Source organism: Pantoea sp. CCBC3-3-1 (assembly GCF_007981265.1).
Lineage (GTDB): Bacteria > Pseudomonadota > Gammaproteobacteria > Enterobacterales > Enterobacteriaceae > Erwinia.
Window position 1 is genome coordinate 1,391,223 of sequence record NZ_CP034363.1, and the last position, 15,771, is coordinate 1,406,993.

Consider the following 15,771-nt stretch of genomic DNA (forward strand, 5'->3'; position numbering starts at 1 on the left):
CGATTTGTTCGCCCGATAGATAAGAAAATGCGCTATATCGCTATCCTGATGCAAGCGTTTTAGCCTTTCTTTGGAAAAAAGGCTGTTGCCCAGGTGATATTTTTAGTGATTATTCAATGAAAGGGGTTTTTTATTATCGAATCGATAAATTTATTGCAAATCAGGTTAATAATTAATCAGCTTGTTAAGGTAAAAAAACCCGACGCAGTGGCCGGGCGGGAATTTACAGGATATCGATATCCGCAACGGACGGGAAAACCCAGCTGGGCCGGAACGGCATCGCATCAATGTCGCTTAATGTTGAAACGCCAGACAGCACCAAAATCGTTTCCAATCCGGCCTGGAAACCAGCCAGAATATCGGTACGCAGATTATCGCCAACAATAACGGTCTCTTCCGAGTGAGCCTGCATCTTGTTCAGTGCCGCCCGCATAATCCACGGGCTGGGTTTACCAACATAGAAAGGCGTACGGCCTGAAATTCTTTCAATACCCGCACACAGCGCGCCGCAGGCAGGCACAAAGCCGCGAGCGTGGGTGTCCGGGTTTGTTGCAATAAACCGCGCGCCGTTGGCAACAAACCAGGCCGCTTTTTGCATCATATCCCAGTTAAACGAGCGGGTTTCACCAACGATAACGAAATCCGGGTTGATATCGGTAATGGTGAAACCGGCTTTATAAAGTTCATGAATAAGCGCGCCTTCGCCAACCACATAGGCTTTTTTTCCTTCCTGACGGCGCAGGAAATCGGCGGTTGCCATCGCTGACGTATAAAAGACGCTTTCGGGCAGTTCGATACCGGCAGAAGAGAAGCGGTTAGCGAGGTCAAGGGCAGTCTGAGAAGGATAATTGGTCAGCACGACCAGCGGCATACCTTTATCCAGAATACGCTGCAAAAACTCATTCGCCCCAGGCACTGCGGTGTTGTCATGCATCAGCACGCCATCAATATCGCAGATCACGTTTTTTATCGTCATCTTTTCGCTGTCATTCAGAGTCAGAGTGCTCATTAACTTTCCAGTAAATGTTGTAATAGGATGCCGTTCAGCATAGCGCGCTTCGCCAGCGCAAAAGCGCCAATCGCTGAACGATGATCGATTTCAGAACGCACCACCGGCAGATTCTTTCGGAAGGCTTTTAGCACCTGAGTATTGATGCAGCCTTGAATCGCCGGTAGCAGAATTTTATCTGCTTCCGTTATCTCACCGGCAACAACCACCTTTTGTGGATTGAATAAGTTGATAGCGATAGCGATTGCTTTTCCAAGATGACGGCCGACATATTCAATAACTTCAGCTGCCAGCGCATCGCCCCGGTTAGCGGCCTTACAAATCTTCGCGATCTGGCAGTCATCCATACTCAGTATGCTGGGATAGCCGCGAGTCAATAACTGACGGACGCGGTTTTCGATAGCACCGTTGGCGGCAATCGTTTCCAGGCAGCCGAAATTGCCACAGTGGCAACGCTCGCCGAGCGGATCAACCTGAATATGACCCAGTTCGCCAACATTCCCATTGCTGCCAAGAAAAATATGGCCGTTTGCGATGATCCCGGCACCGGTTCCGCGATGAACTCGCACTAAAATAGAGTCCGCACAGTCGCGTGATGCACCGAAGTAGTGCTCCGCAAGCGCCAGGCTACGGATATCGTGTCCCACGAAGCTGGTGACATTAAAGCGCTGTTGCAGATTAGCGACGAGCGGCCAGTGATGCACATGAATATGCGGCATATAACGGATGACGCCATTATCCGGGTCAACCAGGCCGGGTAAGATCACCGAAATGGCAATCAGCTCTCGTATCTTACGCTGGTGCTGCTCAATAAAGCGGGCGATAGCGCTAAACAGCGCATTTTCCAGCGTTTCCTGGGTTCGTTCGGGGAGGGGATAGTCATCCTGCGCCAGTGACTTACCGCTGAGATCAAACAGGGAGAGCGTGGCGTCATTTCGGCCCAGACGAATGCCGATGGTATTAAAGCCCCGCGTTTCGGTGATGATTGAGATAGCGCGGCGGCCTCCGGTGGAGGCCTGCTGATCGACTTCTTTAATCAGCCCGCGTTCAATAAGCTGACGAGTGATTTTTGTGACGCTGGCGGGCGCTAGCTGGCTGAGTTCGGCGATCTTAATGCGCGATATCGGCCCTTGCTGGTCGATAAGCCGATAAACGGCCGCGCTGTTGAGTTGTTTTACAAGATCGACATTTCCTATTTGAGCCTGGCCGCCAGTGGTCATTCAGTTTCTACTCGCTTAAGACTTCGTCACCATTAACGAAAGTCTGGATTATTTGATAGTCACGGGTGAAAACCGTCAGATTCGCTACTTTTCCGGCCGTAACTGAACCTAACTTATCCTCTACACCCATAGCGCGCGCTGGATAAAGCGTTGCCATCCGCAGTGATTCTTCCAGTGAAATGCCCGCATGTTCGACGCTGTTCGCCACAGCTTCGATCATCGTTAAGGCAGAACCACTGAGCGTACCCTGTTCGTCAACGCAAAGACCATCCCGATAGTATATTGTTTTTCCTGCAAAAATGAACTGGTCAATGGCTGCACCTGCTGGCGCAGTGGCGTCAGTAACCAGAATTAATTTGTCGCCTTTCAGGCGTTTTGCATTACGAATATTAACGTAGTTGACGTGTAAACCATCAGCGATAATGCCGCACCAGACGTCAGGTGAATCGAACAGAGTGCCGATCAAGCCCGGCTCGCGACCCGTAATAGGCGGCATCGCGTTATATAAATGGGTGGCGAAACTGATCCCGGCAGAAATCCCTTCACGCGCTTCGTCGCTGGTGGCGTAGGAATGTCCGGCGGAAATGACAATGCCCGCTTTGCTCAGTCGCGTGATGATCTCACTGTCGACCTGTTCTGGTGCCAGCGTAATTTTTGCAATGACATCGGCGTTTTCACAAAGGAAATCGACCAGCGCGGCATCCGGCTTGCGGATCAACGCGGGATCGTGCGTCCCCTTCTTCAATGGATTAAGCCACGGGCCTTCAAGGTGCAGCCCAAGCGCCTGATTAGCATTTTGCGCAAGATAAGCACGCATCACCTCAACGGCACGTTTGATCAATTCATCAGTACTGGTAATCAGCGTAGGCAAGAAGCTGGTACAGCCCGACTTCTCATTTGCCCGCTGCATCACGGTCAGGGTTTCAACGCTGATGGCATTGATATCATCATTGAACTGGACGCCGCCGCAGCCGTTTAGCTGCAGGTCAATAAAACCGGGAGCAATTAGCGCGCCATTAACATCACGGGTTTCTGTGCCAGCAGGAAGCGCCTCAAGAGGACAAACTCGCTCAATCATTCCATCAGCAATAACAACAGCATGATTGTCCAGTACTTCGTGGCCGGTATAAATACGACCATGGGTTAAAGCGTACATACATTTTCTCCCGGTGTTATCAGGCATCACGCCCGATAACGGTGTGTCGATGATTTACAGATTTTTGACGTTTTCCGCTTCCATTTCGCGGAAGTATTTAACCGTTTTAACTTTCAGCTCCATCGTGGCGGGTTCGTCACACACCACAACCGCTTTGGCATGCAATTGCAGGCAACTAATGGTCCACATATGGTTCACATTGCCTTCTACCGCAGCCTGAAGCGCCTGAGCTTTTACATGACCCGTCACCAAAATCATCACTTCTTCAGCATCCAGCAGGGTGCCAACACCCACGGTTAACGCGTATTTTGGAACCTGATCAACATCGCCATCGAAGAAGCGAGAATTAGCAAGGCGCGTATCCTGAGTCAGGGTTTTAATACGGGTGCGTGAAGCCAGCGATGAAGCCGGTTCGTTGAAGGCGATATGACCGTCGTTGCCTACGCCGCCCATGAACAGATGGATTTTGCCGTAAGCGCGGATTTTCTCTTCATACTGGCGACATTCTGCGTCAATATCAGGCGCATTGCCATTCAGAAGATTGATATTTTCAGGTGAAATATCAACGTGATCGAAAAAATTGCGGTGCATAAAACTGTGGTAGCTTTCTGGATGTTCTTTTGGCAAACCGACGTATTCATCCATGTTGAAAGTCACAACGTGTTTAAAGCTAACCTGGCCCGCTTTATGCATATCAACCAGATGGCGGTAGGCTTCCAGCGGCGTGCCGCCGGTAGGCAGTCCAAGCACAAAAGGGCGTTCAGCAGTCGGCTGGAAGGCGTTGATGCGATTTACGATATGACGTGCTGCCCATTTTCCGACCTGGGCTGGCGTTGCCAGAGGGATCAGTCTCATGTATTACCTCATTAAAAACAGATTTTGAAAAGCGTCTGACGGTGCCCTTACTGCTAAGATAAAGCGTATCGCGTCAGGGCTGATATCCGCGAGGGATAAAACCGTAATGATTTTTTAGATCATAAAATAAGTTGCTATGCATGACCAGTGCCAGGCGAATAAAAAAGCGGTTTTAGGTGATAAAAATCACAGAAGTGAGGGTTTTAATTTGCGTAACGAATTAATTTTTCACTACACTCCACCGCATTATTCTGTCGTTATCAATATGACATTTTTACCATGATAAAAACGAAACGGGTTTTGACGCTTCAACGGGGCTCACAGGGGGAAGAGGGAAATGCTTAGTTATTTGCAAAAAGTAGGCAGGGCACTGATGGTGCCGGTAGCGACGCTACCTGCTGCCGCAATCCTGATGGGGATCGGCTACTGGCTGGACCCGGATGCATGGGGTGCAGGCAACGCTTTTGCGGCCTTACTGATCAAGTCCGGTGCCGCAATCATTGAACATATGTCGGTGCTGTTTGCGATCGGCGTGGCTTATGGAATGTCAAAAGACAAAGACGGTGCCGCTGCGTTGACCGGCTTTGTCGGCTTCCTGGTGGTCACGACGCTGTGTTCACCTGCTGCGGTCTCTATGATTCAGAAAATCCCGGTCGATCAGGTGCCTGCGGCTTTCGGTAAAATCGAAAACCAGTTTGTAGGCATCATGGTCGGGATCATTTCTGCCGAAATGTACAACCGCTTCAGCCATGTTGAACTTCCTAAGGCGCTCTCTTTCTTCAGCGGTCGTCGTCTGGTGCCGATTCTGGTCTCCTTCCTGATGATTCTAATCGCCTTTATCCTGATGTACGTCTGGCCGTTAATCTTTGGCGGCCTGGTCAGCTTTGGTGAGCATATTCAGAAGCTCGGCTCCGCGGGCGCGGGTGTTTATGCATTCTTTAACCGTTTGCTGATTCCGGTTGGTCTGCATCATGCGCTGAACTCCGTATTCTGGTTCGACGTCGCGGGTATTAATGATATTCCTAATTTCCTGGGCGGCGCTCAGTCGCTGGAAAGCGGTAAAGCCGTGGTAGGCATTACGGGGCGTTATCAGGCCGGTTTCTTCCCGGTGATGATGTTCGGCTTACCGGGTGCCGCGCTGGCAATTTATCAATGCTCACGTCCGGAAAACCGCGCCAAAGTCGGCGGGATTATGCTGGCCGCTGCGTTTGCCGCTTTCTTTACCGGTATCACCGAGCCGCTGGAATTCTCCTTTATGTTTGTGGCTCCGGTGTTGTATTTCATTCATGCCGTGCTAACGGGTCTCTCTGTTTACATCGCTGCAAGCATGCACTGGATTTCAGGCTTCGGCTTTAGCGCCGGTTTGGTGGATATGGTGCTACAGTCGCGCAATCCGCTGGCTACGCACTGGTATATGCTGATCCCGCAGGGCTTAGTGTTCTTTGTTATCTATTACGTGGTATTCCGTTTTACTATCAAAAAATTCAACCTGTTAACGCCTGGCCGCGAGCTGGCTGTTGAAGGCGATGAAACCGATGGTTATGACGTAAATGTTGATAAGACGGGCAATGGAGAATCAGAAACAGAATCGTTAGCTCGCCACTATGTTAGCGCCGCAGGCGGCTCCGAAAACCTGACTGCCATTGATGCCTGTATTACGCGTTTACGCCTGAACGTTAAGGACAGTAATGCGGTTAACGAATCACTGGCCAAACGGTTGGGAGCGTCGGGCGTGATTCGTCTTAACAAACAGAGCGTGCAGATTATTGTCGGTACGCGGGCCGAAACCATTGCCTCGGCGATGAAAACCGTGCTGGCGACAGGCCCGGTTAGCGCAGCGAGTGCGCCGGTGTCGGCCGGGGTTGCGGCGGCTCCGGTTGTACCCGCTTTTGTACCAAACAAGGTGACGGGGGTGGTTGCTACGCTGGTCGCGCCAGTTAGCGGCGAAGTGGTTGCGCTGGAACAGGTTCCTGATGAAGCGTTTGCCAGCAAAGCTGTAGGCGATGGACTGGCTATCAAGCCTACCAGCAGCACTGTGGTTTCACCCGCCAGCGGTACCGTAGTGAAAATTTTCAATACTAACCATGCTTTCTGCCTGGAAACCGATAGCGGTATTGAGGTCGTCGTTCATATGGGCCTCGACACCGTGGCGCTGGAAGGGAAGGGCTTTAGTCGCCTGGTTGAAGAGGGCGCACAGGTCACAACCGGACAGCCGGTCCTTGAAATGGATCTGGATTTCCTCAATGCAAATGCGCGTTCAATGATCAGCCCGGTGGTGGTCAGTAACATTGACGACTTCAGCGGAATCAGGCTGCTGGCCGGAACCACGGTGGTTGCCGGAGAAACGCCTGTTTATGAAGTTAAAAACTGAGTCCTGATTTAACGAAATGCCCAGGGCAGGAAGCGATTCCTGCCCTTTTTTTTCCTGTATACTAACAAACGGTTGTTTCCCTTCGTGGCTTTGTGGATCATACTCCGTTATTTCACGCACTAATTTAGCATTCCTGAGGAAATTGAGATGAGTGAGGCTGAAGCCCGCCCAACTAACTTTATTCGTCAGATCATCGACGAAGATCTGGCGACCGGCAAGCACACAAGCGTGCAGACCCGTTTTCCGCCGGAGCCAAACGGCTATCTGCACATTGGCCACGCCAAATCTATCTGCCTTAACTTTGGTATCGCACAAGATTATCAGGGGCAATGTAACCTGCGTTTTGATGATACCAACCCGGTTAAAGAAGATCTGGAATACGTTGAGTCAATCAAACACGATGTGCAATGGCTGGGCTTCGAGTGGAGTGGCGACGTCCGTTACTCATCTGACTACTTTGATCAGCTGCACAATTACGCCGTCGAGTTAATTAACAAAGGCCTGGCCTATGTTGATGAGCTGACGCCGGAGCAAATCCGTGAATATCGCGGCACCCTGACTTCTCCGGGTAAAAACAGTCCTTATCGCGATCGCAGCGTTGAAGAGAACCTGGCGCTGTTTGAAAAAATGCGTAACGGTGAGTTCGCCGAGGGCACTGCCTGCCTGCGTGCCAAAATTGATATGGCTTCCAACTTTATCGTAATGCGCGATCCGGTTCTGTACCGTATCAAGTTTGCTGAACACCATCAGACCGGCAACAAGTGGTGCATCTATCCGATGTATGATTTTACCCACTGCATTTCCGATGCGCTGGAAGGGATTACGCATTCACTTTGTACGCTGGAGTTCCAGGATAACCGCCGTCTGTATGACTGGGTGCTGGACAACATCACGATCCCTGCTCATCCGCGTCAGTACGAATTTTCACGTCTGAATCTCGAATACGCCATCATGTCCAAGCGTAAGCTGAACCTGCTGGTGACGGAAAAAGTGGTTGAAGGCTGGGACGATCCGCGCATGCTAACCGTTTCCGGTTTGCGCCGTCGTGGCTATTCTGCCGCGTCTATCCGCGAGTTTTGTCGCCGTATCGGTGTGACCAAACAGGACAACATTGTTGAAATGGCGTCGCTTGAATCCTGCATCCGTGACGATCTTAACGAAAATGCGCCGCGCGCGATGGCGGTTCTCGATCCGTTGAAGCTGGTCATTGAAAACCTGCCGGCGAATCACGAAGAAATTCTCACCATGCCGAACCATCCGAATAAACCGGAAATGGGAACGCGTGAAGTGCCATTCAGTCGTGAAATTTACATCGATCGTGCTGACTTCCGTGAAGAAGCTAATAAACATTACAAGCGTCTGGTGCTGGGCAAAGAAGTTCGCCTGCGCAACGCCTATGTGATTAAAGCAGAGCGCGTAGCGAAGGACGAAGAAGGCAATATCACCTGCCTGTTCTGCACCTGCGATATTGATACGCTGAGTAAAGATCCGGCTGACGGCCGCAAGGTAAAAGGTGTGATCCACTGGGTTTCTGCTGAACATGCGCTGCCCGTTGAGTTCCGTCTTTACGATCGCCTGTTTAGCGTACCGAATCCGGCTGCGGCAGAAGATTTCCTGACGACCATTAACCCGGAGTCGCTGGTTATCCGTCAGGGCTTCGTCGAGCCTGGTCTGCAACAGGCGCAGCCTTCAAGCCCTTATCAGTTTGAGCGCGAGGGCTATTTCTGTGCTGACAGCCTGTATTCTACCAGCAGCAAGCTGGTGTTTAACCGTACGGTTGGCCTGCGTGATACCTGGACAAAAACCGGCGAGTAAATACTCTTGCTGAGCAGAACAACGCGACCCTCGGGTCGCGTTTTTTTTCACTTCATTTTATTAACTCATCTCTTACAATAAAAATATAACATGTTTTTGGTCATATTTTTCTCATTAAAATATCACTATTAATTGATAATTCGCGCCGCGAAAAATAGTATGTCGGAAGCTTTCATGATGGGAATTAAAATATTTTTTTTAGTTAAATATTTTATAAGAAAAAGGATTTTTATATGCAGCATTCTGTTTTTTTTCGAAATTCTTTGGGCATCGCTATCGTTTCAGTCATCGCTTTTAGTGGAACGCTCTATTCCACTCAGGCAGAAGCTGCTGGATTTATTGATGATGGCACAATGAACGCAAATCTTTATTACTGGCAACGTCATCGTGAACGTAAAGAGACGGATCCTGCCAGTAACCATTATGGGCAATATCAACAGAATCTTCATCATTCTACTTTTAATGGCAGTCTCGACTTCTCATCGGGTTATGCAGCAGATGTCATTGGCTTAGATCTGGCAGCATTTGGCGTAATGGAAATGTCAGGGAAGGGGCCAGCGGCACCTAACGAGATTGCGTTTAGCGATGCCAAAACCCGCTGGGATGAAAAGTGGCGCGGTGATAAAAACGGCGCAACTATTTATAAAGCGGCGGTAAAAGTTAAAATTCAGGATTACTGGTTACGTGCTGGTTATATCCAGCCCGCTGGGCAAACATTACTGGCCCCGCACTGGAGCTTTCTGCCCGGAACTTACCGGGGAATAGAAGCTGGTGCAATATATGATTTCGCGGAAGCGGGCGCGCTGTCTGTTTCCTATATGTGGAGCGATGAATATAAAGCGCCATGGTATCGCAATATGTATCAATTCCGTAAAGCTGACGGAAAAACCGGCATATCTTATCTGCACTCCATTGGCGCTAAATATGATTTTAAAAACAATTTAATTATTGAAGGCGCACTGGGTCAGGCCGCTGACTACATGGATCAATATTTTAGTAAGGTTTCCTGGGCCTTCCCGGTTGCAGGAAACGATCTTCGCGCCAGCTGGCAATTTTACGGCGCACAGGACAAAGAGCATGGCGGGGCGGCTAACCCTAACGACGTGTATGACGGGCTGGCCTGGTTACAGGCACTGACGCTGGGCTATACGGCAGGTCCGCTCGATTTTCGTCTTGAAGGGACGATGGTCAAAGCCAACGGCAATCAGGGGTTTTTTCTGCAACGCATGACGCCCGGTTATGCCAGCTCGAATGGACGGCTTGACGTGTGGTGGGACTCGCGTTCGGATTTCAATGCCAATGGTGAAAAAGCCCTGTTCGCTGGCGTGATGTATGATCTGAAAAACTGGCAGCTGCCGGGCTGGGCGGTTGGAACGTCATATGCCTACGGCTGGGATGCGCGACCCTCAACGAATCCGCTTTATGACCAACACAGCCGGCTGAAAGAGTCTGCCTGGAATCTGGATCTGCTCTATAACGTGCAGCAAGGGCCGATCAAAGGCACCTCATTCAAGCTGCATTATACCCGCTATCAAAATCATTCCGATATCCCAAGCTGGGGCGGCGGCTACGGCAACATTTTCCAGGATGAAAAAGACCTTAAATTCATTGTGATGGCACCTTTCACTATTTTTGAGCCGGGCAGGCCATAAGCGCCGGTGCGGCATGTTGCGCAGGAAATCGAATAAATCTCTTACTCACGGACAAGGAATACGGATGAACAGGTTCAAAGCCAGTCTTGTTGCAGTAGCGTTGATGTCAGTATCAGGAACTCATGCCGCGCTTGCGGACCAGAAAATTGTCGATCGGATTAGTCAATTCGATGTGAAGTATAACGTCACCGATAATCAGGCCGCACTGCACGGGGTGGATTGTGCTGCACTGGGTGCCGACTGGGCCTCCTGTAACCGGGCTACCATTACGTTAACGAATCCAGGTCCGGCGATAAACAGTCGGGACTGGGCAATTTACATGTCTAACGTTCATCAAACGCTGAAGGTGGAAAACGACCAGTTCCGCATGGTGCATATCGTTGGGGACTTAACGCGACTGGAACCTACAGAAAAATTCAAAGGTTTTGCGGCGGGTGAATCGGTGGAAATCCCGATAATTAATGAATACTGGCAGCTGTTTATCACTGACGTGATGCCGCGCTGGTATGTCACGTCGGGGGATGCCAGGCCAAAAGTTATCACCAGCACTGATTCGGAAACACTAACGAATTTTGTCGAGCCTTTCGGCGATCGGTGGAAGCGTATTGCGGATGATAAAAATGTACTGATGGACGCTGCCAGCCGCTTTGAGAAAAACAGTGATGTGATCCCGCTTCCTGCTTCAGCGTTGCGAGGGCAGATTGTACCAACGCCATTACAGGTTAACATTCTGCCTGAGGATGCCGATCTGTCAAAGGGCGTCAGGCTTGATCTGGCTGCGCTTTCTGCTGATAAAGCGCTGGCGGTAAAACAACGTTTTGAGCTACTGGGACTGAAAGAGCAGGAGAAGGGCTATAAAATTTCCACCCGCATTGCGGGGGATACGTTGAGCAAAACGCTGGCGGTTGCGGGTGGTTATCATCTGACCATCGGCAAAGAAAAAGCGGAAGTGGTCGGTTACGATCAGAGCGGCGTGTTTTATGGTTTGCAGTCAATCCTCTCGCTGCTTCCTGCCGACGGCAGTGCGAAAATCGCCACTTTGCAAGCCAGTGACGCCCCACGCTTTGCGTATCGTGGCGTTTTCCTGGATGTGGCTCGTAACTTTCACAGCAAAGCCGCGATAATGCGCATGTTAGACCAGCTGGCGGCCTGGAAAATCAACGTGTTCCATTTCCATCTTAGTGATGATGAAGGCTGGAGAATTGAGATCCCCGGCTTGCCGGAACTGACCGAGGTAGGCAGTAAACGCTGTCACGATCTCAGCGAGCAACGCTGTTTACTGCCGCAGCTGGGTTCAGGGCCGGAAAGTGATAACAACGGTAGCGGCTATTTCAGCCGTCAGGATTATATCGCGATAGTGAAATATGCGGCGGCGCGTGGCATTGAAGTGATCCCGGAAATCGACATGCCTGCGCACGCGCGCGCAGCCGTCATCTCAATGGAGGCACGTTATAACAGGCTAATGGCACAAGGGAAAACCGCTGAAGCCTCCCAGTATCGTCTGGTCGATCCGACCGATAATTCGAATACGACTTCAGTACAGCTCTACGATCGTACCAGCTATCTTAATCCTTGCCTGGCTTCGTCCCTGCGCTTCACCGATAAAGTCATCAGTGAAATCCAGGCGATGCATCGTGAAGCCGGGCAGCCGATCAACACCTGGCACTTTGGCGGTGACGAGGCCAAAAATATTCGTTTCGGCACCGGCTATTCCGATATAAATAAACCTGTTGCGGGAACCGGCCTGCTCGACATGAGTAAAGAGGATAAGCCGTGGGCGAAATCACAGGTCTGTCAGGCCATGATCAAAGATGGCAAAGTCGAGGACATGGAACATTTGCCCAGCTACTTTGCGCGACAGGTCAGTCAGCAGGTGAAACAGCACGGCATTGGCAGAATGCAGGCGTGGCAGGATGGCCTGAAGGATGCCGAAAGTTCTCAGGCCTTTGCCACGGAGCACGTTGCGGTTAACTTCTGGGATACGCTGTACTGGGGCGGCTTTGATTCAGCCAATGACTGGGCGAACAAAGGTTATCAGGTCATTGTCTCTAACCCGGACTATGTCTATATGGATTTTCCGTATGAGGTGAATCCGCTGGAGCGCGGTTACTACTGGGGAACGCGCTTTAGCGATGAGCGTAAAATGTTCAGCTTTGCGCCGAATAACCTGCCACAAAACGCAGAAACCTCCGTAGACCGCGACGGCAAACCTTTTTCCGCGAAATCGGATAAAGCCTGGCCGGGCGCTTATGGCTTATCCGCCCAGCTGTGGAGCGAAACCGTGCGGACCGACGATCAGATGGAATATATGATCTTTCCTCGCGTTGTTTCGGTTGCCGAGCGGGCCTGGCATCGGGCTGCATGGGAGCAGGATTATCAGCCGGGCAGAGAATATATCGGTGGGGAAACAGCGCATGTTGACCACCAGGCGCAGCGAAAAGACTGGCAGCGATTTGCTAATCTGTTGGGGCAGCGTGAGCTGGCAAAACTGGATAAATCAGGTATTCACTACCGTCTGCCGGTGCCGGGCGCACGCATCGTTGCTGGCAAGCTGGAAGCCAACATCGCATTGCCAGGGATTGCTATCGACTACTCGCTTGACGAGGGAAAAAGCTGGCAGCGCTATGACCAGGCCGCGCAACCTGAGGTGAAGGGGAAGGCGATGGTGAGAGCGGTCAGCAGCGACGGCAAGCGCTTTAGCCGGAGTGAAACGCTGACAAACTGATTTACAAAATCTGAACAGCAGACGAAAAAAAACCGGTGAATTTCACCGGTTCTTTACTTGCACAGCTTACTTATCGTGCAGTGATTCGTCTTCGCGGCAGTCGCCGGTTGCGCAGTGACCATACAAATAGAGGCTATGGTTGCTGAGCTTGATGCCGTGACGTTCGGCGATATCACGCTGACGGGTTTCGATTGATTCATCGCTGAACTCGATCACTTTACCGCAGTCCAGGCAGATAAGATGATCGTGATGATGCTGCTGCGTCAGTTCGAAAACAGATTTACCGCCTTCAAAATTATGACGGGTCACGATACCCGCGTCGTCAAACTGGTTCAGAACGCGGTAAACCGTCGCCAGACCAATTTCTTCGCCCATATCGATCAGGCGTTTATATAAATCTTCCGCACTGACGTGATGGCTCTCTGGTTCCTGAAGCACTTCCAGAATTTTCAGTCGGGGAAGCGTGACTTTCAGGCCGGCCTTCTTTAATGCGGTGTTATTGTCAGTCATGCGGATATTGTCCTGTTACTTTGCTAGTCACTAAGTGGCTGAAAAGCCCTGAGCATCGGTCGACGCAAAAGCTGAGCGTCTCATTATAGAACTGATGCTTCGAAATAGAAACCACAGCGGGATTGCGCAACCGTTGAGGGAAGTAAGGATGAAAAGTCGTTACGTCCGGGAAAGCAAGTACCCATTTTCGCTGAGTTAACATTTCGCGCTGCCTCATCGCTGCCGCCGCCAGGGCGTAAGGCATATTGATGAGCTGGGTGACCGATGGCGTTATTCTACAGTTTTGCAGATGAAAGTTACAAATATGTACCTATTACTTCTATAGGAAAAAACAGTGACCCGATGTGAGATAGCTCGCACATCAGGCCCTTTCCTTATGCCTCAAGAATCTCTTTCAGCTGGAGTTCTTCATAAATCTGTTTGACCCACTTTTCGGTACGTTCGTTGGTCAACTCCGGCTGACGATCTTCATCGATGGCGAGGCCGAGGAAGTGATTGTCATCCGCCAGCCCTTTAGAGGCTTCAAAATGATATCCTTCGGTTGGCCAGTGACCGACGATGACCGCGCCGTTAGGCTCGATGATATCGCGGATAGTGCCCATCGCATCGCAGAAGTATTCTGCGTAGTCTTCCTGATCGCCACAACCAAACAGCGCAACCAGCTTACCGTTGAAGTCGATCTCTTCCAGCGTAGGGAAGAAATCGTCCCAGTCACACTGGGCTTCGCCGTAATACCAGGTTGGGATGCCCAGCAGTAAAATATCAAAGGCTTCAAGGTCTTCTTTGCTGCTTTTAGCGATATCATGAACTTCCGCAACCTCTTTACCGAGCTGCTTCTGGATCATTTTTGCAATGTTTTCCGTATTGCCCGTATCGCTGCCAAAGAAAATGCCTACGATTGCCATGATGTTAATAACCTCTTAAAACTTATAATGGAGGCGGCTAGCCTGCTTGTGTTAACGGCAATGATAGCAGACAGATTCAGGGGGATAAATCAGTAATCCGTCCGCATTTGTCGCTTTGTGCTTTGCCGCTGTATGAGCGTATTAGCGCTCAGGATGGGCCAGCTGGGCCATCACCATTTCTTCAATCAGCTCGCTGCGGCTCATATTACGCTGCTCGGCAAGCTGGTTCAGAGCATCAACCGCGTCACTGTTCATTTTCAGTTCCACGCGCTTCAGCCCGCGCACTTTATCACGCTTAAGCTGATTGCGTTTGTTGATACGCAACTGCTCATCACGCGTCAGCGGATTGGTTTTCGGTCGTCCCGGGCGACGCTCATCTGCGAACAGATCGATCGTGGTGCGGTCCGTGTTTTCTTTTGCCATAGAATCGTGATACTGAAAGGCTGGAGTTCTGATGGATTGAGCCATGATGTCACTGTCGTTGAGGCAGCGACAAAATTTTAGCGCGCCATCATACCCCAGTGAAAGTCGTGACGACAATGATTTAGCTTTTTAACAACCTTTTTGTTTCTGCTGAGCAAAAAAACGGCTGATAGCGCGTAAAACAGCATCAGGTTTTTCTGCATGCACCCAGTGACCCGCGCCGGCAATCACATGTGCGCGTGCCGCAGGGAACTGTTTCAGCAGTGCTTCACGATATTCCTCCGCCAGATAAGCGGAGAGTTCACCGCGAATAAACAGCGCCGGGCGTTGCCAGGCAGGCAGCGGTTGCCAGCCGATAATTCGATCATAGCATTGCCACAGCGCAGGGACATTAAATCGCCAGCGGCCTTCATGAAAGGACTTCAACAGGAATTGAATCACCCCTTCTTCATTGATTGTCTGGCGCATCAGGGCAGCCGCTTCGCTACGCGAGGTGACGCCGGCTTCGCTTACCGCATTTAGCGCCGCAAAAATCTCATCATGGTGACGGGTAGGGTAGGCGACCGGCGCAATATCAATTACCACCAGCTGTTCAACGCGTTCTGGTGCGAGGGAAGCCAGCGCCATTGCAATTTTTCCGCCCATCGAATGCCCAATAACCGCAAACTGCTCTACGCCCGCGTCATCCAGCGTTTCCAGCACGTCCTGAGCCATTTCCAGATAGTCCATTTTTTCAGAACGGGGAGAAAGTCCATGGTTGCGGACGTCCAGCTGGATCACCGGACGATCGTTTTTCAGGCTGCGGGCCAGAACGCCCAGATTATCCAGATTGCCAAAAAGGCCGTGAATCAGCACGACGGGCGAGTCAGAAACCGCAGATTGTTCAGATTGCAAGCGAGCATTCAATTTCATGGCAAAGTTCTTACAGTGGAAACGAGGGGTTAGGGTATCATGGAATCACGATTCTCTGCCGGACTGACCAGATGAATCATGACCCTCTTTTTGCGGCATATTCTGACTTTTGCTGGCAAACAGGGCTGGCGCTACACCCCGGCAGGATTTAACTTTATAATCCTCGTGTTAGAGTTGAACGATCGCTACCCACTTGAGGTGCGCCCGAATCAGCTCTT

Annotated in this window: 12 protein-coding genes; 4 read left to right on the forward strand and 8 right to left on the reverse strand. The window is 50.8% G+C overall.

Annotated elements, in window-relative coordinates:
* Nucleotides 1-223 precede the first annotated feature (223 nt).
* From EHV07_RS06635 to nagB, 4 genes are read right to left on the reverse strand one after another with little or no spacing between them, the layout of a single operon-like run.
* Nucleotides 224-976 carry an HAD-IIA family hydrolase gene (locus tag EHV07_RS06635; RefSeq protein ID WP_147200552.1) on the reverse strand — a complete coding sequence of 251 codons (753 nt, stop codon included), beginning with the start codon at nucleotides 974-976 and terminating at the stop codon, nucleotides 224-226.
* Nucleotides 977-1,008: 32 nt separating this feature from the next.
* The gene (locus EHV07_RS06640; RefSeq protein WP_147196252.1) at nucleotides 1,009-2,229 is read right to left on the reverse strand and encodes an N-acetylglucosamine repressor; all 1,221 of its coding nucleotides are present in this window, start codon (nucleotides 2,227-2,229) and stop codon (nucleotides 1,009-1,011) included.
* Nucleotides 2,230-2,236: 7 nt separating this feature from the next.
* A complete protein-coding gene (gene nagA / locus EHV07_RS06645) occupies nucleotides 2,237-3,385 on the reverse strand; it encodes an N-acetylglucosamine-6-phosphate deacetylase (protein WP_147196254.1) in 1,149 nt (382 codons plus the stop codon).
* Nucleotides 3,386-3,439: 54 nt separating this feature from the next.
* A complete protein-coding gene (gene nagB, locus EHV07_RS06650) occupies nucleotides 3,440-4,240 on the reverse strand; it encodes a glucosamine-6-phosphate deaminase (protein ID WP_147196256.1) in 801 nt (266 codons plus the stop codon).
* Between the two features lie 337 nt (nucleotides 4,241-4,577).
* Here nagB and nagE point away from each other — a divergent pair, with 337 nt between their 5' ends.
* The 4 genes from nagE (at nucleotide 4,578) to EHV07_RS06670 (ending at nucleotide 12,803) form a co-directional block, all read left to right on the forward strand.
* A complete protein-coding gene (gene nagE, locus EHV07_RS06655; RefSeq protein WP_147196258.1) occupies nucleotides 4,578-6,611 on the forward strand; it encodes an N-acetylglucosamine-specific PTS transporter subunit IIBC in 2,034 nt (677 codons plus the stop codon).
* Nucleotides 6,612-6,758: 147 nt separating this feature from the next.
* A complete protein-coding gene (gene glnS, locus EHV07_RS06660; RefSeq protein WP_147196260.1) occupies nucleotides 6,759-8,426 on the forward strand; it encodes a glutamine--tRNA ligase in 1,668 nt (555 codons plus the stop codon).
* 233 nt (nucleotides 8,427-8,659) lie between these two features.
* On the forward strand, nucleotides 8,660-10,078 hold the full coding sequence (locus EHV07_RS06665) for an OprD family outer membrane porin (RefSeq protein WP_147196262.1): 1,419 nt from the start codon (nucleotides 8,660-8,662) through the stop codon (nucleotides 10,076-10,078).
* Between the two features lie 64 nt (nucleotides 10,079-10,142).
* Nucleotides 10,143-12,803: a beta-N-acetylhexosaminidase gene (locus tag EHV07_RS06670; protein WP_147196264.1), complete on the forward strand. Its 2,661-nt coding sequence runs from the start codon at nucleotides 10,143-10,145 to the stop codon at nucleotides 12,801-12,803.
* A 66-nt stretch (nucleotides 12,804-12,869) separates the two neighbouring features.
* Here EHV07_RS06670 and fur read toward each other — a convergent pair whose 3' ends face one another.
* The 4 genes from fur to ybfF form a co-directional block, all read right to left on the reverse strand.
* Entirely contained in the window at nucleotides 12,870-13,313 is a 444-nt protein-coding gene (fur, locus tag EHV07_RS06675; RefSeq protein ID WP_147196266.1) for a ferric iron uptake transcriptional regulator, read from the reverse strand.
* Nucleotides 13,314-13,687: 374 nt separating this feature from the next.
* Nucleotides 13,688-14,218: a flavodoxin FldA gene (gene fldA / locus EHV07_RS06680; RefSeq protein WP_147196268.1), complete on the reverse strand. Its 531-nt coding sequence runs from the start codon at nucleotides 14,216-14,218 to the stop codon at nucleotides 13,688-13,690.
* A 141-nt stretch (nucleotides 14,219-14,359) separates the two neighbouring features.
* Complete coding sequence (ybfE, locus tag EHV07_RS06685) at nucleotides 14,360-14,641, reverse strand: LexA regulated protein (protein WP_147196269.1); 282 nt, start codon at nucleotides 14,639-14,641, stop codon at nucleotides 14,360-14,362.
* Between the two features lie 129 nt (nucleotides 14,642-14,770).
* A complete protein-coding gene (ybfF, locus tag EHV07_RS06690; RefSeq protein WP_147196271.1) occupies nucleotides 14,771-15,553 on the reverse strand; it encodes an esterase in 783 nt (260 codons plus the stop codon).
* Between the last annotated feature and the right edge of the window lie 218 nt (nucleotides 15,554-15,771).

Bases quoted from the DNA above. Each gene is read 5' to 3' on its own strand.
- EHV07_RS06635 (WP_147200552.1), bottom strand. From the start codon at position 976: ATGACGATAAAAAACGTGATCTGCGATATTGATGGCGTGCTGATGCAT.
- EHV07_RS06640 (WP_147196252.1), bottom strand. From the start codon at position 2,229: ATGACCACTGGCGGCCAGGCTCAAATAGGAAATGTCGATCTTGTAAAA.
- nagA (WP_147196254.1), bottom strand. From the start codon at position 3,385: ATGTACGCTTTAACCCATGGTCGTATTTATACCGGCCACGAAGTACTG.
- nagB (WP_147196256.1), bottom strand. From the start codon at position 4,240: ATGAGACTGATCCCTCTGGCAACGCCAGCCCAGGTCGGAAAATGGGCA.
- nagE (WP_147196258.1), top strand. From the start codon at position 4,578: ATGCTTAGTTATTTGCAAAAAGTAGGCAGGGCACTGATGGTGCCGGTA.
- glnS (WP_147196260.1), top strand. From the start codon at position 6,759: ATGAGTGAGGCTGAAGCCCGCCCAACTAACTTTATTCGTCAGATCATC.
- EHV07_RS06665 (WP_147196262.1), top strand. From the start codon at position 8,660: ATGCAGCATTCTGTTTTTTTTCGAAATTCTTTGGGCATCGCTATCGTT.
- EHV07_RS06670 (WP_147196264.1), top strand. From the start codon at position 10,143: ATGAACAGGTTCAAAGCCAGTCTTGTTGCAGTAGCGTTGATGTCAGTA.
- fur (WP_147196266.1), bottom strand. From the start codon at position 13,313: ATGACTGACAATAACACCGCATTAAAGAAGGCCGGCCTGAAAGTCACG.
- fldA (WP_147196268.1), bottom strand. From the start codon at position 14,218: ATGGCAATCGTAGGCATTTTCTTTGGCAGCGATACGGGCAATACGGAA.
- ybfE (WP_147196269.1), bottom strand. From the start codon at position 14,641: ATGGCAAAAGAAAACACGGACCGCACCACGATCGATCTGTTCGCAGAT.
- ybfF (WP_147196271.1), bottom strand. From the start codon at position 15,553: ATGAAATTGAATGCTCGCTTGCAATCTGAACAATCTGCGGTTTCTGAC.